This is a genomic window from Amorphoplanes digitatis, assembly GCF_014205335.1.
Taxonomy (GTDB): Bacteria; Actinomycetota; Actinomycetes; order Mycobacteriales; family Micromonosporaceae; genus Actinoplanes; species Actinoplanes digitatus.
Genome location: NZ_JACHNH010000001.1, coordinates 4,504,348 through 4,521,981, shown reverse-complemented (window position 1 = coordinate 4,521,981; position 17,634 = coordinate 4,504,348). Strand labels below are relative to the sequence as shown.

The window sequence follows — 17,634 nt, the reverse complement described above, 5'->3', positions numbered from 1 at the left end:
CTGCTTGCTCTACTGACATGTGCGCACCTATTACCGCGGCCCCGACGCGGCCGTCACCGAGGAGCTGTTCATCTGGCAGTCCGGTCCGGTGCGCACCTTCGTGCTCGTGGACCTGCGCGACGTCGGCCGGGTCGAGCAGGAGGCGAGCCGCCTCGGCCGGGTCATCGCCGCCCTGCTGCTGGCCGTCGCCGGCGGGGTCTGGGTGCAGCTCGCGCTGCCGGGCCGCTGGTACGCCGGCGTCGGCGCGCTGATCGCCGCGCTGGCGATCCTCGTCTGGCCGCCGCGCACCCGCCGCTGGATGCTGAGGGCGGCGTACCGCGGCGACGAAGTCACCCTCTACAGCTCGGTGGATCCCCGGGTCTTCAACCAGGTGACCCGGGCGCTGCGCCGGGCCATGGAGGACGCCCGCCTGGGGCGCTGACCGATTTCGGTCGCCGGCCGCGCGCGCCCGTCGCAGGCCTGCGAAAATCCCGGTCCGAATGCGACGCGTGATCGTGTCGTCACTCGGATTGATCTTCGTGCGCGAACCGGTCATCCGGGATCTGAGCTGCGAAAACACGCCTCGGAACCGGTACGGAATCTTTTCTGGGAAATTGCTTTGAACTACTGCGGTGGCGGCTTCGTACTGATGGCTGTCGACGACGTTTGTCCCGGGCAATACCCCCGAAACGCGCGACCGGCGGGAGACCGCCGGGGCGTTTGACGAAAGGCCGAGCATGAGTCGTGTCCACTCCGGCACACGGGCGTTCAGTCGCCTCACGCGCCGTCGGGTCCTTATCGCCGCCACCGTCGGCGTCGGCGTCTCCGCCGCAGGCGTGGCCGGGCTGAGCGTCGCCGGTGAGAAGGGCGGCTCGAACGACAGCGAGCCGCTGGTGCTGTCGCTGCGCGACGCGAAGAAGGGCACGTTCGACGTGTTCTCCGGCGGTTCCAGGGTCACCCTGACCGACAAGAAGCTCGCCGAGAAGCTCCTCAAGGCAGCCAAGCGCGGCTGAGCCGCTTCCTCGCCCGGTAGGACCCCCGATTCCTGAGTAAGGAAGAAGACTCATGTCATCGCACCGCGAAGCGCCGGAGATCAGCAAGGACCCGGTGGCCGACAGCGCCGACCTGTACGCGTTCGTCAGCCCGGACCACCCGGACACCGTCACCCTGATCGCCAACTACGTCCCGCTCCAGCTTCCCGCGAGCGGACCGAACTTCTTCGAGTTCGGCGACGACGTGCTCTACGAGATCCACGTCGACAAGAACGGTGACGGGCGTCCCGACCTGACGTACCAGTTCCGCTTCCGCACCGAGCTGCGCAACGACCGGACGTTCCTCTACAACACCGGCCCGATCGAGTCGCTTGACAGCGAGAACTGGAACCGGCGGCAGTTCTACTCGGTGACCCGGGTCGACGCCAGCGGCAAGCACACCGTGCTCGCGGAGAAGCTGCCCTGCCCGCCCTGCAACGTCGGTCCGCTGTCGATCCCGGACTACGACAAGCTGGCCGCTGACGCGGTGCACAAGCTCAAGACCGGCGAGAAGGTCTTCGCCGGCCAGCGGGCCGACCCGTTCTTCGTCGACCTCGGCGCGATCTTCGACCTCGGCACGCTGCGGCCGTTCCAGGACAAGCACCTGGTCGGGCAGAAGCTGTTCAACTACGCCGGCAAGGCGGTCAACGCCACCGACAAGATGAACGTGCACAGCATCGCCATCCAGCTGCCGCTGCACTACGTGCGCCGCGACGGCAAGAAGAAGGTCCGCGGCCGCGACCCCGAGGCGGTCATCGGCGTGTGGACCTCCGCGAGCCGCCGCCAGGTCCAGGTCCGGCACGGCCGCAAGAACGACGACGTGTACGTGGGCCCGCAGGTGCAGGTCTCCCGGCTCGGCAACCCGCTGTTCAACGAGGTCATCGTGCCGATGGCGCAGAAGGACCTGTGGAACAGCCTGCCGCCGAGCGAGGACAAGCGCTTCGCCGAGTTCGTCGAGCAGCCGGAGCTGGGCGGGCTGCTGCCGGTGCTCTACCCGGGCCTGTTCGACAACCTGGCCGAGCTCAACAAGGCCAAGACGCCCCGCGCCGACCTGGTCGCGATCCTGCTCACCGGCATCCCCGACGGGCTCATCGACAACTTCCAGAACAACACCGGCACGGTGCAGGCCGACATGCTGCGGCTGAACACGGCGATCCCGCCCACCACCAAGGACGCCAACGCGTTCGGCATCCTCGGCGGTGACCTGGCCGGCTTCCCGAACGGGCGCCGCGTCGCCGACGACGTCGTGTCGATCTCGCTGCGCGCGATCGCCGGCGTGACCGTCCCGCTGGTGGACGAGAAGTTCACCCCGGACGACGCGGCCGCGCTGGTCGAGCAGGGGCTGTCGGCCAAGGACGCCAGCTCGAAGCTGCTGAAGAACTTCCCCTACCTCGGGGTGCCGTTCGACGGCTTCAACAACCCGGAGCCGGAGGACAAGTGAGCGCGGGCGCCCATCATCACCACACCCTCGACCCCTCCGGTCAGGGAACGGTGGTGCTCAACATCGGCCGTGGCATCGGCGCGCTGGTCATTCACACCCCGGGCAGCCTGCACGGGCACGAGATCGAGGTCAGCCCGGTCGGCGAGCCGGACCGGCGCACCCACGCCGCGGTCCGTGCCCGGTACGTGCGCGACGGCGTCCTGTTCAGCGTCGTCATCGACAGCCTCGCCGAGGGGCGCTACGTCGTGTGGCGCGATCCGGACACGGCGCTGGCCGAGGTGGAGGTCCGCAGCGGGGCCGTCACCGAGTACGAATGGCCGGTGCCCGCAAAAGTGTGAGCGGCGTTCGCCGCCTCTGCCGGTCTAGGGTGACCTGATGGACACGGCAGGGGCGGTCGGCCAGGAGCCCGTTGCGGAGACACCGGGCGGGGACATCGCGGTCCACTCCAGCCTGCGCACCCGGGACGTGGACGAGGCGCGCGCGTTCTGCCGCCGGATGTACTACGGGCCGATCGAGGTGACGCCGACCGGCAGCCTCGAGACCTTCGCGTTCTCCGGCGAGGTCGTGCAGCTCGGCCCGGTCACGATCGGCGAGATCAGCTACGGCGCGGAGATCTGCCTGGCCAGCGGCTCCCTCGAGACGGCATACCACGTGCTGGCGCCGCTGACCGGCGGCGTGCACGTGCGGCACGGCGGCGCCGCGACGACGGCGGACCCGAGCCGGGCGGCGGTGTTCCGCCCGGTCGGCGACATCGACCTGCGCTGGTCGGCGGACTGCCGGCTGATCAGCGTCAAGGTGGACCGCCTGGCCCTGGAGCGCGAGCTCGGCCTGATCCTGCCGCCGGGCGCGACGTTCGGCGTCGCGGGCGGCCCGGGCCGCTCCTGGCTGGCCCTGATCCGCCTGCTGCACGCCGAGGCACGCCAGGCGGACGGCCTCAGCCTGCTGCCGCAGCTGCTGCGCCAGTGGCGCGAGCTGGCGGTCAGCGGCCTCGCACAGGCCGTCGAGCACCCCTACGTGGACGGCACGCCCGCCCGGCCGACGGCGCGGCGCCCCCGCACGGTCAAGCGCACCCTCGACGCGATGCACGCCGAGCCGGGCCGCCCCTTCACCGCGGCCGAGCTGGCCGCCATCGCGGGCGTGGGCATCCGGGTGCTTCAGGAGTCCTTCCGCCAGCACGTCGGCGTGCCGCCGCTGACCTACCTGCGCCGCCTGCGGCTGGAGCGGGTGCACGCCGAGCTGAGCCGGGCCGGCCCGGACCAGCTCAGCGTGAGCGAGGTGGCGACCCGCTGGGGCTTCACCCACCTGGGCCGCTTCGCCGGCGCCTACCGGGAACGCTACGGCGTCTCGCCGTCGCAGACGCTGCGCGACGGCTATTGAATGCTCAGAGCTCGATCAGCTGGCCCTTGCCGACCACGACGATCCCGGCGTCCGAGACGGTGTAGCGCTTGCGGTCGCGGTCCAGGTCGACGCCGATCTCGGCGCCTTCCGGGATGATCACGTTCTTGTCGATGATCGCGTTGCGGACCACCGCGCGGCGGCCGACCTGCACGCCCTCCATCAGGACCGAGCCCTCCACGTGGGACCAGGAGTTCACCCGCACGTTCGGCGAGACCACCGAGCGCTCGACCAGGGATCCGGAGATCACCACGCCGGGGGAGATCATGGACTCGACCGCGCGGCCCAGGCGGTCGTCGCTGCCGTGCACGAACTTCGCCGGCGGCCAGGAGCCGTAGTTGGTGAAGATCGGCCAGTCCATGTTGTAGAGGTTGAAGACCGGCTCGGTCGCGGTCAGGTCCATGTGCGCCTCGTAGAACGAGTCGAGCGTCCCCACGTCGCGCCAGTAGCCGCGGTCGCGTTCGGTGCTGCCCGGCACGTCGTTGTCGCGGAAGTCGTAGACGTTTGCTTCACCGCGTTCTACCAACATCGGTATGATGTTGCCGCCCATGTCGTGCTTGCTGTCCGGGTTCTGCGCGTCGGCGGTGACCGCCTCGCACAGCGCCCGGGTGGTGAAGACGTAGTTGCCCATCGAGGCGAAGATCTCGTCCGGTGCGTCCGGCAGGCCCTCGACGTCGACCGGCTTCTCGCGGAACGCGCGGATCCGCTTGCCGTCCGCGCCGACGTCGATGACGCCGAACTGGTCGGACATCGACCTCGGCTGGCGGATGCCGGCGACAGTCACCGACGCGCCCGAGGCGATGTGGTCGTCGACCATCTGCTTCGGATCCATGCGGTAGATGTGGTCCGCGCCGAAGACGATGACGTAGTCGGGGCGCTCGTCGTTGATCAGATTGAGGCTCTGATAGATGGCGTCCGCCGAGCCCGCGAACCAGCGCGGCCCGAGCCGCTGCTGCGCCGGCACGGGCGTCACGTAGTTGCCGAGCAGCGTCGACATCCGCCAGGTCTTGGTGATGTGCCGGTCGAGCGAGTGGGACTTGTACTGGGTCAGCACGACTATCTTCAGGAACCCGCCGCCGGCCAGGTTCGAGAGCACGAAGTCGATCATGCGATAGATGCCGCCGAACGGCACGCCGGGCTTGGCCCGATCCGCGGTCAGGGGCATCAGGCGCTTGCCTTCGCCTCCTGCGAGCACGATCGCGAGCACCTTGACAGCCATGCCCGTGACGCTAACTTTCCGCGTGCCCTTACGCCAGTCGAAGGGACTATTCTGCGCACGTGACCGACTCGCGTTCCAACGCCAAGGGCGCGGGCCTCCGCGTCGACCTCCTCACCCGGGAGTACCCCCCGGAGGTTTACGGCGGCGCCGGGGTGCACGTCGAATATCTCGCCCGGGACCTGCGGCCGCTCGCCGACGTCCGGGTGCACTGCTTCGGCGCGAAACGCGACGAGCCGGGCGTGACGGCGCACCCCGAGCCCGGCGCCCTGGCCGGCGCCAACGCGGCGCTGCGCACCATGGGCGTCGACCTGTCGATGGCGGCCGGCTGCGCGGGCACGGACATCGTGCACAGCCACACCTGGTACGCGAACTTCGCCGGCCACACCGCGAAGCTGCTGTACGGCGTGCCGCACGTGGTCACCACGCACAGCCTGGAGCCGCTGCGCCCGTGGAAGGCCGAGCAGCTCGGCGGCGGCTACGCACTCTCGTCGTTCTGCGAGCGCACGGCCATCGAGGGCGCCGACGCCGTCATCGCCGTCTCCGGTGGCATGAAGCGGGACGTGCTGACCGCGTACCCGGGCGTCGACCCGGACCGGATCCGGGTGGTCTACAACGGGATCGACACGTCCCAGTACGCACCGGACCGCGACACCGACGTGGTCGAGCGCCTCGGCATCGACCTGAGCCGCCCCAGCGTGGTCTTCGTCGGCCGGATCACCCGGCAGAAGGGCCTGCCGTACCTGATGCGCGCCTGCCACGGCCTGCCGCCGGAGACGCAGATCGTGCTGCTCGCGGGCGCGCCGGACACGCCGGAGATCGCCGCCGAGGTCGGCGAGCTGGCGGACCGGCTGCGCGACGCCCGCGACCCGAAGGGCGTGATCTGGGTGCAGGAGATGCTGCCCAAGCACGAGGTGGTCCAGGTGCTGACGCACGCGACGGTCTTCGTCTGCCCGTCGATCTACGAGCCGATGGGCATCGTCAACCTGGAGGCGATGGCCTGCGAGACCGCGGTGGTCGCGACCGCGACGGGCGGCATCCCGGAGGTCGTCGCGGACGGCGAGACGGGCGTGCTGGTCCCGATCGAGCAGGTCGCCGACGGCACCGGCACGCCGGTCGACCCGGACCGGTTCGTCGCGGATCTGGCCGCGGCGATGACGGCCCTGATCGAGGACCCGGAGCGGGCCGCGCGGATGGGCCTGGCCGGCCGGCGCCGCGCCGTGGAGCACTTCAGCTGGTCCCGGATCGCCGTGGACACCCTGGAGGTCTACCGCTCGGTGCTCTGAATCACCGCCCGGCCGGCGGCCCGGCCCGACAGCCAGGCCGTCTGGACGCGCGGCCGGCCGAACGCGTCCCCGGCGAGCCACACCCGGCCGTCGGTGACGAACGGCGGTGTGCCGGGGGAGGAGGGCCGGGCGTAGGTCCAGCGGTGCACCCGCACCTCGGGCCGCTCGTCCAGGCCGAGCAGGTCGTTGACCGCCGCGGCCAGCTCCCCGCCCGCCGCGTCCGGGTCGTCCAGCCGGGGCCGCGCGAACCCGGCCGTCGAGTGCGCGACCAGGACCGGGGCCAGGTCGCCGCGCCGGTCGCCGTCGTCGCAGACCGTGGCCAGCACCGGGTGGTCGTTCACGAACGCGCCGCGGAAGCCGGGCCACGACCGCCGCGGGTACGCGCAGACGGCGGTGAGCACCGGCTCCCACGCCTGCGCCCGCGCGGCGTCCGCGACGGCGGCGGGCGGCCGCAGGCGCAGCGCCTGCGGGCCGGGCATGGCCAGCACGACGGCGTCGGCGTCGGGCGGCACCGCGTCCAGCTCGCTGTTCAGGACGACGTCGAGCCCGGTGGCCAGGTCCTCCGCGAGCGAGCGCAGGCCGCCGGGCGCCGCCCAGCGCACCGGCCCGGCGGCCGGCTGGCCGGGCAGCCGGCCCTGGAACACCGCGAGGGTGTCCGTCCAGGGCCGGGCCAGCCCGCGGTCCCGCCACCGTCGCGCGACGTCCGCGAAGTCCGGGTCGTCGGCGACCAGGTAGGCGGCGCCGATGTCCGCGTACCGTCCGCCGAGGCTGTCGACGGCCAGCCGCCCGCCGACCCGCGGCCCGCGCTCGTGCACCCGGACGCGCACCCCGGCGGCCGCCAGCTCGGCGGCACAGGCCAGCCCCGCGATCCCCGCGCCGACGACGACCACATTCATGACCGCAGCCTATGACCGGGCACACTGGGTGCCATGCGCCGTCCCGGAGTCCGACCCGTCCTGATCGTCGCCGCCGTGCTGTTCGGCGTCGCGGTGCTCGGCATCGGGCTGGTGCGGGCCGCCACGTACGACCCGCCCGGTGCCGGGCCGGTCGCCGCGGCGCAGGCAGGGCCGGGCGTGCCCGGCCGGTGCGGGAACGTGCCGGTCAGGGCGGCGCGGGAGCTGCGCGGCATGTGGCTCACCACGGTGATGAACATCGACTGGCCGAGCCGCCCCGGCCTGCCCAAGGAGCAGGTGCAGGCCGAGTACCGCGGGTGGCTGGACCTGGCCGTCTCGATGCGGCACAACGCGATCTTCGTGCACGTGCGGCCCAGCGGCGACGCGTTCTGGGAGTCGAAGTACGCGCCGTGGTCCGAGTGGCTCACCGGGCGGCGCGACGGCCGGTCGCCCGGCTGGGACCCGATGGAGTTCATGGTCGCCGAGGCGCACGCCCGCAACCTGGAGTTCCACGCCTGGTTCAACCCGTACCGGGGCACCCAGCCCGCGCCGTCCGGGCCCGGCGCCGACTTCGGCAAGCTCGCGCCCGGGCATCCGCTGCTCAAGCACCGGGACTGGGCCATCTCCTACCCGGAGGGCGCGCGGGCCCGGCTCTACTTCGACCCGGGCAACCCGGACGCCCGCCGCTTCGTCGAGGACGCGATGCTCGAGGCGGTGCAGCGGTACGACGTGGACGGCGTGCACTTCGACGACTTCTTCTACCCGTACCCGGAGGGCGGCGGGCACGAGTTCAAGGACGACGCCAGCTTCGCCCGGCGCGCCGACAAGTCGCAGGGCCGCGCCGACTGGCGGCGGGCGAACGTGGACACCCTGGTCCGCGAGATGAGCGAGCGGATCAGGCAGCTCAAGCCGTGGGTGAAGTTCGGCATCAGCCCGTTCGGCATCTGGCGCAACGCCGGCACCGACAAGGCCGGCTCGGACACGCACGGCCTGGAGAGCTACGACGCCATCTACGCCGACACCCGCAAGTGGGTGCGCGAGGGCTGGCTCGACTACATCGTGCCGCAGCTCTACTGGGCGATCGGCTTCGACCGGGCCGACTACGCCAAGGTGCTGCCCTGGTGGTCCGCCCTGGTCAAGGGCACCGGGGTGCAGCTGTACATCGGCCAGGGCGACTACCGGGTCGGCGAGAAGGGCCCGTGGAGCCGGCCCGACCAGCTCGACCGCCAGCTAACCCTCAACGACCGGTACGCCGTGCAGGGCAGCGTGCACTTCAGCGCCAAGCAGATCCGCCGGGACAAGCTCGGCGCGGTCAGCCGCTACCGCGACCACCACTACGCCGCTCCGGCGCTGCTGCCGACGATGCGCCGGCTGCCCGCGCGGGCGCCCGCCGCGCCCCGGCTCGTCTCCGCCCGGCAGGCCGGCGGCACCGTCGAGCTGGACTGGCAGCCGGGCCCGGGCCCGGAGCCGGCGAGCTGGGCGCTCTACCGCGTCGACGGCGCCGCCGCCGACCTGGTCGCGGCCGGCCGCGCGGGTGCCAAGGTCGCCGACCCGTCGCCGCCGGCCGGCGGCGCGGCCTACTGCCTCAGCGCCCTGGACCGCTCCGGCAACGAGGGCCCGGTCAGCGCGCCGAGGGACCTCAGCCCGTGACCTTGCCGTCGGACACCTCGAGGTGCCGGGTGGTCCGCACCGCCGCCAGCATCCGCCGGTCGTGGGTGACCAGCAGCAGGGTGCCGGCGTAGCTCGCCAGGGCCTCCTCGAGCTGTTCGATGGCGGCCAGGTCGAGGTGGTTCGTCGGCTCGTCGAGCACCAGCAGGTTGACGCCGCGGGCCTGGAGCAGGGCCAGCGCGGCCCGGGTCCGCTCGCCCGGCGAGAGGGTGCCGGCGGGGCGCAGCACGTGCGCGGCCCGCAGCCCGAACTTGGCGAGCAGCGTGCGGACGTCGGCGTCGGCGAGCTCGGGCACGGCGGCGCCGAACGCGGCCGCCAGGGGTTCGTCGCCGAGGAACAGCCCGCGCGCCTGGTCGACCTCGCCGACGACCACGCCCGGGCCGAGGACGGCCGAGCCCTCGTCGAGCGGCAGGCGGCCGAGCAGGGCCGCCAGCAGCGTCGACTTGCCGGAGCCGTTCGCGCCGGTGATCGCCACCCGGTCCGCCCAGTCGATCTGGAGCGTCACCGGGCCGAGGCGGAACGCTCCCCGGCGTACGGATGCGTCGCGCAGGGTGGCCACGACGGCGCCGGCGCGGGGCGCGGCGGCGATCTCCATCTTCAGTTCCCACTCCTTGCGCGGCTCCTCGACCACCTCCAGCCGCTCGATCATCCGCTGGGTCTGGCGCGCCTTGGCGGCCTGCTTCTCCGTCGACTCGGCCCGCAGGTTCCGGCCGATCTTGTCGTTGTCCTTGGACTTGCGGCGCGCGTTGCGCACGCCGTGCTCCATCCAGCCGCGCTGCATCTGCGCCCGCTCCAGCAGCGCGCCCTTGCGGTCGGCGTACTCGTCGTAGTCCTCGCGGGCGTGCCGCCGGGCCCGCTCGCGCTCCTCGAGGTAGGCGGCGTAGCCGCCGCCGAAGAGCCGGACCTGCTGCTGCGCCAGGTCGAGCTCGAGCACCGCGGTGACCGTGCGGGTGAGGAACTCGCGGTCGTGGCTGACCAGCAGGGTGCCCGCGCGCAGCCCGGTCACGAACTGCTCCAGCCGGCCGAGGCCGTCCAGGTCGAGGTCGTTCGTCGGCTCGTCGAGCAGGAAGACGTCGTAGCGGCTGAGCAGCAGCGACGCCATCCCGGCCCGGGCCGCCTGCCCGCCGGAGAGCGCGGTCATCGGATGGTCGAGCGCCACGGCCAGGCCCAGCTCGGCCGCGATCTGCTCCGCGCGTTCCTCCAGGTCGGCGCCGCCGAGGTCGAGCCAGCGTTCGAGCGCGGCACCGTAGGTCTCGTCCGCGCCCGGCTCGCCGCCGGCCAGGGCCTCGGCGGCGCGGTCCATGGCGGCCTGCGCCGCACCGACGCCGGTGCGCCGGGCCAGGAAGTCCCGCACCGTCTCGCCCGGGCGCCGGTCCCGCTCCTGCGGCAGATAGCCGACGTTGGCGGTCGGCGGGCTCAGCGTCACCGCGCCGGCCTCGACCGGCAGCAGACCCGCGAGGGTACGCAGCAGCGTGGTCTTGCCCGCCCCGTTGACGCCGACCAGGCCGATCACGTCGCCGGGCGCGACCACCAGGTCGAGCGAACTGAACAGGGTGCGGTCGCCGTGCCCCGCGGCTAGTTCCCGGACGATCATCGTGGCGCTCATCGGCACCGACTCTAGTGGCGGCGCTACGCGGGCATCGCCACCGCCGTGCCGCTGACCCGCACGCCCTGCTCGCCGGGGGTCAGGGTGACCGTGAGCCGGCCGGGGCGCCCGAGGTCGTCGCCCTGCGACAGGTGCAGGACCGCGTCGCCGGGTACCAGGCCGAGCTCGCGCAGGTAGCCGCCGAGGGCGGCCGCCGCGGCGCCGGTGGCCGGGTCCTCGTAGACCCCGCCGACCGGGAACGGGTCGCGCACGTCGAAGCGGTCGGCTGCCGCGCGCCAGACCAGCTGGACCGTGGTCCAGCCCTTCGCCTCCATCAGGGACTTCAGGGCGGGGACGTCGTAGTCCAGCTTCGCGAGCCGGTCGCGGCTCGCCGCCGCGATCACCGGGTGGTGCGCGCCCGCGTACGCGACCCGCGGCGGCAGCGCGGGGTCCAGCTCGTCCTGGCGCCAGCGCAGCGCCGCCAGCAGGTCCGCCAAGTCGGCGCCGGCCAGGTCCGCGACGCGGGTGCCGACGCTGGTCAGCGTGGCCGTCCGAGCGTCGTCGACGGTCACCGGCACCTCGCCGGCGTTGGTGACGAAGACGAACCCGCCCGGGCCCCGCCGTTCGGACAGCGCCACCGCGGTGGCGACCGTCGCGTGCCCGCAGAAGGGCACCTCGGCGAGCGGGCTGAAGTACCGGATCCGGAAGGTGCCCGCGCCGCGGTCCTCGGTCAGGAACGCGGTCTCCGCGTAGCCGAGGTCCGCCGCGATCGCCTGCATCGCGGCCTCGGACAGGGCGCTCGCGTCCAGCACCACGCCCGCGGGGTTGCCGCCGGCCGGGTCCGCGCTGAACGCCGCGTAACGCAGGATCTCAAGATCGCTCATGCGTTCAGCGTTCCGGGGACGGCGGCGGCGGACCAGAGCCAATTCGCCGGGGCTGGACGCGGCCGCCGTCACTTGTCACAGGGCGGGGGTAGCGTTTCCGAAGTGACCGAAGCTTCCACACAGCTCGTACCCACACCGCCTACCGATCTTCCGCGCACCCTCGGCGCGCTCCGCGCGAGCGGCCACGTCTTCCGCACCGTGAAGGCGGAGCTGCGCGACAACCTGCTCGACCGCCTGCGCCGGGGCGTGCCGCGCTTCCCCGGCATCGTCGGCTACGACGACACCGTGCTGCCCGAGGTCGAGCGCGCCCTGCTCGCCGGCCACGACATGGTCCTGCTCGGCGAGCGCGGGCAGGGCAAGACCCGGCTGATCCGCGGGCTCGTCGGCCTGCTCGACGAGTGGACGCCCTACATCACGGGCTCCGAGCTGCGCGAACACCCGTACCACCCGCTCACCCCGGCGACCCGCCGGGTCGCGGCGGAGGCCGGCGACCTGCTGCCGATCTCCTGGCTGCACCGCTCCGAGCGCTACGGCGAGAAGCTCGCCACCCCGGATACCAGCGTCGGCGACCTCATCGGCGACGTCGACCCGATCAAGGTCGCGCAGGGGCGCGCCCTCGGCGACCCGGACACCATCCACTTCGGCCTGGTGCCGCGCACCAACCGGGGCATCTTCGCCGTCAACGAGCTGCCCGACCTCGCCGAGCGCATCCAGGTCTCCCTGCTCAACGTGCTGGAGGAGCGCGACATCCAGGTCCGCGGCTACCAGCTGCGGCTGCCGCTCGACCTGCTGCTGGTCGCGTCCGCCAACCCGGAGGACTACACCAACCGCGGCCGGATCATCACCCCGCTCAAGGACCGCTTCGGCGCCGAGATCCGCACGCACTACCCGCTCGAGATCGAGCTGGAGACGGCGCTGATCCGGCAGGAGGCGGCGCTCGCGGCCGAGGTGCCGGACCACCTCGTCGACGTCATCGCCCGGCACACCCGCGCGGTCCGCGAATCGCCGGCCGTCGACGCGCGCTCCGGTATCTCCGCCCGGTTCGCCATCGCGGCGGCCGAGACCATCGCCGCGTCCGCGCTGCGCCGGGCCGGGCTGCGCAACGAGCGCGAGGCCGTCGCCCGGATCTGCGACACGATCTCGGTGACCAGCACGCTGCGCGGCAAGGTCGAGTTCGAGAGCGGCGAGGAGGGCCGGGAGACCGAGATCCTCGGCCACCTGCTGCGGGTGGCCACCGCCGAGACGTTCCGGGCCCGGCTGGCCGGGCTCGACCTGTCCGGCTTCACCGACCTGGTCGCCGGCGGCACCGTCATCGAGACCGGCGACCTGGTCTCGGCGCAGGAGCTGCTCGGCCAGATCGGCACCGTGCCCGGGCTGGCCAAGGTCCTCGACCGGCTCGGGCTCGGCGACGCGCCGAGCCCCGGCCAGGCCGCCTCCGGCGTCGAGTTCGTCCTGGAGGGCCTGCACCTCACCCGCCGGCTGGCCAAGGAGCTGACCGACGACGGCCACATCCGCTACGGAAATGATCATGAGCGGTAACCGATTCCGGTACGGGGCCTGGCGTGACGGGCCCGATCCGCTCGCGCCGCCCTACGACGTGCGGGCGGCGGTGGACCAGGTCGGCGAGCGGGTGCTCGGCGGCGGCAGCCTCCGCGACGCCCTGCGTGACCTGCTGCGCCGCGGCCCCCGCGACGGCCGTGGCCTCGACGACCTGGAGGCCCGCGCCCGGCGGCTGCGCCGGGAGACCCTGCGCCGCGGCAACCTCGACGGCGCGGTCACCCGGGCCCGGCAGCTGCTCGACCAGGCCGTCGCGGCCGAACGCGACGTGCTGCGCGGCCGCGACGACGACGATGCCCGCTTCCAGGAGGCGGTGCTGGACAACCTGCCCCGCTCCACCGCCCAGGCGGTGCAGGAGCTGTCCGACTACGACTGGGCCAGCGACGAGGCCCGGGAAACCTACCGGCAGATCCTCGACGGGCTGCGGCGCGAGGTGGTCGAGCAGCGCTTCGCGGGCCTGCGCGACGCGCTTCGCGCCCGCGACCCGGCCACCGACGCCCGGGTCGACGAGCTGGTCGCCGACCTCAACGACCTGCTCGGCCGGCACGCCCGGGGCGAGGACACCGACGACGCGTTCCAGCGGTTCATGGAGAAACACGGCGACCTCTTCCCGGAGCACCCGCGCAACGTCGACGAGCTGATCGACTCCCTGGCCCGGCGGGCCGCGGCGGCCGAGCGGCTGATGCGCTCGCTGAGCCCGCAGCAGCGCGAGGAGCTCTCCAGCCTCATGGACCAGGCGCTGGGCGACGGCCCGCTGCGCGGCCGGCTCGCCGAGCTGAGCGACAACCTGCGGGCGCTGCGCCCCGACCTCGACTGGAGCCGCGGCGAGCGGATGCGCGGCGAGCGGGACCTCGGCTACGGCGACGCGACCGCGGCGCTCGGCGAGCTGGGCGAGCTCGACGACCTGCTCGACCAGCTCGCCCAGGACCATCCCGGCGCGACGCTCGACGACGTCGACGTCGAGGCGGTGGGTCGTCAGCTCGGCCGTGCCGCCGCGGACGACGTGCGCCGGCTGCGCGAGCTCGAGCGCGAGCTGCGCCGGCAGGGCTGGGTGACCCGCGACGACGACGGCCTCACGCTGACGCCCAAGGCGCTGCGCCGGCTCGGCCGCACCGCCCTGGCCCGGGTCTTCTCGGACCTGTCCGGCCGCAAGGGCGGCGAGCACGACCTGCGGGACGCGGGCGCGGCCGGCGACCTGACCGGGTCGTCGCGGCGCTGGCGGTTCGGCGACGAACAGCCGCTCGACGTGGTCCGCACCATCGGCAACGCGATCCGCCGCCGGGCGGGCGGCGGTGGCGGCGTCGGCACGCTGCCGGTCCGACTCGAGCCGGAGGACTTCGAGGTCGCCGAGACCGAGCGCCGGGCCTCGGCGGCGGTGGCGCTCTGCGTCGACCTGTCCTACTCCATGTTCGCCGACGGCCGCTGGGGCCCGATGAAGCAGACGGCCCTGGCCCTGTCACACCTGGTGGCGACCCGGTTCCCGCAGGACTCGCTCCAGATCGTCGGCTTCGGCAGATACGCGATGAGCCTGTCGCAGGGCGAGCTCGCGGCGATCGAGCCGGACATGGTCAAGGGCACCAACCTCCAGCACGCGCTGAAACTGGCCGGCCGGCACCTGCGCCGGCACCCCGGCGCGGAACCGGTCGTGCTGGTGGTGACCGACGGCGAGCCGACCGCGCACCTGGACGACGACGGCCAGGCGTCCTTCGACTGGCCGCCGCGCCCGGAGACCGTGCGGCTCACGGTCCACGAGGTCGACCTGCTCACCCGCTACGGCGCGACGCTGAACGTCTTCATGCTGGGTGAGGACCCGGGCCTGCGCCGCTTCGTGGACGCGGTCGCCCAGCGCAGCGGCGGGCGGGTCTTCAGCCCCGACATCGCGGAGCTCGGCCGCTACGTGGTCGACGACTATGTGCGCAGCCGCCGCGGCAGACGCTGACCGGTACCGCCCGGCGACGCTCCGCAACCTTCATCCTAGGATGGCTTAGAGGCTGTGTCCGGCACGACGACCGTCGCGCCGTCCGGCCGGGGTCGACCGGGACAGCGACGGGCCTGGTTATAGTGGCTCGGCGAGTGACCGGCCGGGGTGCGCCCGGCCGGCGGCCGGGGGCCGCGGAAGTGACGTCCACGGGTGGGGAACCCGGGGCCGGCAGGGGGGAGGGGCGCGATGTCGCAGCAGCCTGCGCGCGTGACGCCCGGACCCGCCGCGCCGATCGCCGCCTCGGACCGGATCTGGACGATCCCCAACGTCATCAGCTTCGCCCGGCTGCTCGGCGTGCCGCTCTTCCTCTACCTGCTGCTCGTGCCGCAGAACGACGTCGCCGCCGTCATCGTGCTCACCCTCGGCGGGACGACGGACTGGGTCGACGGCTACGTGGCCCGCCGGATGAACTCCGTCAGCCGCCTCGGCGAGCTGCTCGATCCGTTCGCCGACCGGCTCTACATCCTCGCCACCCTGATCGGCTTCACCGTGCGCGGAGTCGTGCCCTGGTGGCTGACCGTCGCCCTGCTGCTGCGCGAGGCCGTGCTCGGCGTCGCCCTGCTGGTGCTGCGCCGGCACGGCTACGGGCCGCCGCCGGTGCACTACCTCGGCAAGACCGGCACGTTCGTGCTGCTCGGGGCGTTCCCGACGCTGCTGCTCGCCACGGCCGTCCCGTCGACGGCGCCGATCGCCCTGCCGATCGGCTGGGCCCTGGCCTGGTGGGCGCTCGGCCTCTACTGGGCGGCGGCGGTGCTCTACCTGGCGCAGGCCCGCGCGATGCTGCGCGCCGACCGGGCCGAGCAGGCCCGGGTCAGGGCCGTCGCCGGATGACCTCGCCCGACGCCGGTGACGGGCAGCGCCGGTTCACGCCCGACTTCCTGACCGAGCTGTTCCACAACCCGCTCGACGCCGGCTACGCCGACGCCGCCGCCCGCAAGGCCCGCGGCGAGGGCGCGACCGGCACCCGGAAGGCGATGATCAGCGGGGTCAGCATGCTGACCCTCGTCGCGCTCGGCTTCCTGCTGGTGGTCGCCTACCAGCAGACGATGGCCGCCGAGCCGGCCCGCACCCAGGCCCGGGACACCCTCATCGAGCAGGTGCAGAGCCGCCGCACCGCCACCTCCGAGCTGCAGGACCGCGCCGACCGGCTCCGCGCGGAGGTCGCCGACCTGCGGGAGAAGCAGCTCGGCGGCGCGGCCGTGGCCCGCCTGCGGGACATGGAGGCGCAGACCGGGCTCGCCCCGGTGCGCGGCCCGGGCGTCAAAGTCACGGTGGCCGATGGGCCGACGCCGGTGGACCCACTGACCGGCGAGAGAAAGAACGAGGCCCGGGTCCGCGACACCGACCTCCAGATGGCCGCCAACGCGCTCTGGGCGGCGGGCGCCGAGGCGATCGCGGTCAACGGCCAGCGGCTCACCGCCACCTCGACCATCCGGCAGGCCGGCGAGGCGATCCTCGTCGACTTCCGGCCGGTGACCACGCCCTACCAGGTCGTCGCGATCGGCCCGGACTCGCTCGCCGACGAATTCCGGGACGGCTCGGCCGGCCGGTTCTTCCGGGCCCTGAGCACCCGGTACGGCATCGCGTACGACGTCGCCGACGTCAGGAACGCCACCCTCGACGCCGCCACCGAGCCGAACCTGCGCCAGGCCGTGCCGGCCGACCCGGGGTCCGGGGTCTCGGGCGCGCCGACGTCCCCGTCCAGCAAAGCGTCGAAAGGCGGCTGATGATCGCCGTACTCGCCCTGATCGCCGGAGTCGTGCTCGGCATCGTCTTCCATCCGACGGTGCCGCCCGCGCTACAGCCCTACCTGCCCATCGCGGTCGTCGCCGCGCTGGACGCGGTCTTCGGCGGCGTGCGCGCGAAGCTCGACGGGATCTTCGACGACAAGCAGTTCGTGGTCTCGTTCATCTCGAACGTGCTGGTCGCCGGCATCATCGTGTACCTGGGCGACCAGCTCGGCGTCGGCGGTCAGCTCTCCATCGGCGTCGTGGTGGTGCTCGGCGTCAGGATCTTCGGCAACGTGGCCGCGATCCGCCGGCACCTGTTCCGGGCGTAGGGGCTGTCGATGAGCGACGACGAGAAGACCGGCCGGGTACCGGTGCCGCAGGACGACACCGGCACGCCCGCGCCCGCGCGGGAGCCGATTCCCGCCCCCGACCCGACCGGCGACGCCGAGCCGCCCGCCGCCGCGGCGTCGACCACCGATGCGCGCCCGGCCCCGGCCCCTTCGCCGATCGGCGACGCCCCCGATTCCGTCCCGCCCGGTGACGCCGCGCCGTCCACCATTCCGCCGTCGACCGGTGCCGCGCATCCGGCTTCCGCCTCGGTGTCGCCCGGTGACGCCGCGCCGCCCGCCGTCCCGGCGTCGACCGCCGACGCGCGCCCGGCCCCGGTCCCGTCGCCGATCGGCGACGCCCCCGATTCCGCGCCGGCCGGTGACGCCGCGCCGCCCGCCATTCCGCCGTCGACCGGTGCCGCGCATCCGGCTTCCGCCTCGGTGTCGCCCGGTGACGCCGCGCCGTCCACCGTCCCGCCGTCGACCGGCGACGCCCGGCCGACTCCCGTCCCGGTGTCGGCCGGCGACGCCGAGCCGGCTCCCGTTCCGGTGTCGACTGGTGATGCGCAGCCGGCTCCCGTTCCGGTGTCGGCCGGTGATGCGCGGCCGGCTCCCGCCTCCGTGCCGGCCGGCGAGGTCGAGGTGGCGGCCACGGACAT

General features: G+C 73.4%; 16 protein-coding genes. 12 read left to right on the top strand and 4 right to left on the bottom strand.

The features are described 5' to 3' along the window. Window positions 1-19 precede the first annotated feature (19 nt). The 5 genes from BJ971_RS19820 (at window position 20) to BJ971_RS19800 (ending at window position 3,828) form a co-directional block, all read left to right on the top strand. Window positions 20-421: a DUF6232 family protein gene (locus BJ971_RS19820; RefSeq protein WP_184994748.1), complete on the top strand. Its 402-nt coding sequence runs from the start codon at window positions 20-22 to the stop codon at window positions 419-421. Between the two features lie 295 nt (window positions 422-716). Then, entirely contained in the window at window positions 717-992 is a 276-nt protein-coding gene (locus BJ971_RS19815; RefSeq protein ID WP_184994747.1) for a hypothetical protein, read from the top strand. A gap of 52 nt (window positions 993-1,044) precedes the next feature. Beyond that, on the top strand, window positions 1,045-2,451 hold the full coding sequence (locus BJ971_RS19810; protein ID WP_184994746.1) for a DUF4331 domain-containing protein: 1,407 nt from the start codon (window positions 1,045-1,047) through the stop codon (window positions 2,449-2,451). Next, window positions 2,448-2,789 carry a phospholipase gene (locus BJ971_RS19805; RefSeq protein ID WP_184994745.1) on the top strand — a complete coding sequence of 114 codons (342 nt, stop codon included), beginning with the start codon at window positions 2,448-2,450 and terminating at the stop codon, window positions 2,787-2,789. Before BJ971_RS19810 ends, BJ971_RS19805 begins: the two co-directional genes overlap by 4 nt. A 37-nt stretch (window positions 2,790-2,826) precedes the next feature. Then, complete coding sequence (locus BJ971_RS19800) at window positions 2,827-3,828, top strand: AraC family transcriptional regulator (RefSeq protein ID WP_184994744.1); 1,002 nt, start codon at window positions 2,827-2,829, stop codon at window positions 3,826-3,828. A gap of 4 nt (window positions 3,829-3,832) precedes the next feature. Here BJ971_RS19800 and glgC read toward each other — a convergent pair whose 3' ends face one another. Continuing rightward, window positions 3,833-5,065, bottom strand: coding sequence for a glucose-1-phosphate adenylyltransferase (gene glgC, locus BJ971_RS19795; protein ID WP_184994743.1), 1,233 nt, complete (start codon window positions 5,063-5,065; stop codon window positions 3,833-3,835). 59 nt (window positions 5,066-5,124) lie between these two features. On the opposite strand from glgC, the gene glgA reads away from it, so the two are divergent. Then, window positions 5,125-6,348, top strand: coding sequence for a glycogen synthase (gene glgA, locus BJ971_RS19790; protein WP_184994742.1), 1,224 nt, complete (start codon window positions 5,125-5,127; stop codon window positions 6,346-6,348). On the opposite strand, the gene BJ971_RS19785 is transcribed toward glgA, so the two are convergent. Further along, window positions 6,330-7,238 carry an NAD(P)/FAD-dependent oxidoreductase gene (locus BJ971_RS19785; protein WP_377885349.1) on the bottom strand — a complete coding sequence of 303 codons (909 nt, stop codon included), beginning with the start codon at window positions 7,236-7,238 and terminating at the stop codon, window positions 6,330-6,332. The genes glgA and BJ971_RS19785 overlap by 19 nt on opposite strands. Before the next feature lie 39 nt (window positions 7,239-7,277). On the opposite strand from BJ971_RS19785, the gene BJ971_RS19780 reads away from it, so the two are divergent. Next, window positions 7,278-8,891, top strand: coding sequence for a glycoside hydrolase family 10-like protein (locus BJ971_RS19780; RefSeq protein ID WP_184994740.1), 1,614 nt, complete (start codon window positions 7,278-7,280; stop codon window positions 8,889-8,891). Here the strand turns inward: BJ971_RS19780 and BJ971_RS19775 are convergent. Next, entirely contained in the window at window positions 8,881-10,515 is a 1,635-nt protein-coding gene (locus BJ971_RS19775) for an ABC-F family ATP-binding cassette domain-containing protein (RefSeq protein ID WP_184994739.1), read from the bottom strand. The genes BJ971_RS19780 and BJ971_RS19775 overlap by 11 nt on opposite strands. Window positions 10,516-10,538: 23 nt before the next feature. Next, on the bottom strand, window positions 10,539-11,378 hold the full coding sequence (locus tag BJ971_RS19770) for a PhzF family phenazine biosynthesis protein (RefSeq protein WP_184994738.1): 840 nt from the start codon (window positions 11,376-11,378) through the stop codon (window positions 10,539-10,541). A gap of 102 nt (window positions 11,379-11,480) precedes the next feature. On the opposite strand from BJ971_RS19770, the gene BJ971_RS19765 reads away from it, so the two are divergent. The 5 genes from BJ971_RS19765 (at window position 11,481) to BJ971_RS19745 (ending at window position 16,975) form a co-directional block, all read left to right on the top strand. Further along, on the top strand, window positions 11,481-12,917 hold the full coding sequence (locus tag BJ971_RS19765; RefSeq protein ID WP_184994737.1) for a sigma 54-interacting transcriptional regulator: 1,437 nt from the start codon (window positions 11,481-11,483) through the stop codon (window positions 12,915-12,917). Continuing rightward, window positions 12,907-14,874, top strand: a complete 1,968-nt coding sequence (locus BJ971_RS19760) for a vWA domain-containing protein (protein WP_184994736.1) — start codon at window positions 12,907-12,909, stop codon at window positions 14,872-14,874. Before BJ971_RS19765 ends, BJ971_RS19760 begins: the two co-directional genes overlap by 11 nt. A 228-nt stretch (window positions 14,875-15,102) precedes the next feature. Next, window positions 15,103-15,747 (top strand): cardiolipin synthase ClsA, encoded by a 645-nt coding sequence (gene clsA, locus BJ971_RS19755; RefSeq protein ID WP_184994735.1) that lies wholly within the window; start codon window positions 15,103-15,105, stop codon window positions 15,745-15,747. After that, window positions 15,744-16,643, top strand: coding sequence for a DUF881 domain-containing protein (locus tag BJ971_RS19750; RefSeq protein ID WP_184994734.1), 900 nt, complete (start codon window positions 15,744-15,746; stop codon window positions 16,641-16,643). The genes clsA and BJ971_RS19750 overlap by 4 nt, the downstream gene beginning before the upstream one ends. Further along, entirely contained in the window at window positions 16,643-16,975 is a 333-nt protein-coding gene (locus BJ971_RS19745) for a small basic family protein (protein WP_184994733.1), read from the top strand. The genes BJ971_RS19750 and BJ971_RS19745 overlap by 1 nt, the downstream gene beginning before the upstream one ends. Window positions 16,976-17,634 lie beyond the last annotated feature (659 nt).

Bases quoted from the DNA above. Each gene is read 5' to 3' on its own strand.
- BJ971_RS19770 (WP_184994738.1), bottom strand. From the start codon at position 11,378: ATGAGCGATCTTGAGATCCTGCGTTACGCGGCGTTCAGCGCGGACCCG.
- BJ971_RS19800 (WP_184994744.1), top strand. From the start codon at position 2,827: ATGGACACGGCAGGGGCGGTCGGCCAGGAGCCCGTTGCGGAGACACCG.
- clsA (WP_184994735.1), top strand. From the start codon at position 15,103: ATGTCGCAGCAGCCTGCGCGCGTGACGCCCGGACCCGCCGCGCCGATC.
- BJ971_RS19745 (WP_184994733.1), top strand. From the start codon at position 16,643: ATGATCGCCGTACTCGCCCTGATCGCCGGAGTCGTGCTCGGCATCGTC.
- glgC (WP_184994743.1), bottom strand. From the start codon at position 5,065: ATGGCTGTCAAGGTGCTCGCGATCGTGCTCGCAGGAGGCGAAGGCAAG.
- BJ971_RS19760 (WP_184994736.1), top strand. From the start codon at position 12,907: ATGAGCGGTAACCGATTCCGGTACGGGGCCTGGCGTGACGGGCCCGAT.
- BJ971_RS19750 (WP_184994734.1), top strand. From the start codon at position 15,744: ATGACCTCGCCCGACGCCGGTGACGGGCAGCGCCGGTTCACGCCCGAC.
- BJ971_RS19780 (WP_184994740.1), top strand. From the start codon at position 7,278: ATGCGCCGTCCCGGAGTCCGACCCGTCCTGATCGTCGCCGCCGTGCTG.
- BJ971_RS19775 (WP_184994739.1), bottom strand. From the start codon at position 10,515: ATGAGCGCCACGATGATCGTCCGGGAACTAGCCGCGGGGCACGGCGAC.
- BJ971_RS19810 (WP_184994746.1), top strand. From the start codon at position 1,045: ATGTCATCGCACCGCGAAGCGCCGGAGATCAGCAAGGACCCGGTGGCC.
- BJ971_RS19815 (WP_184994747.1), top strand. From the start codon at position 717: ATGAGTCGTGTCCACTCCGGCACACGGGCGTTCAGTCGCCTCACGCGC.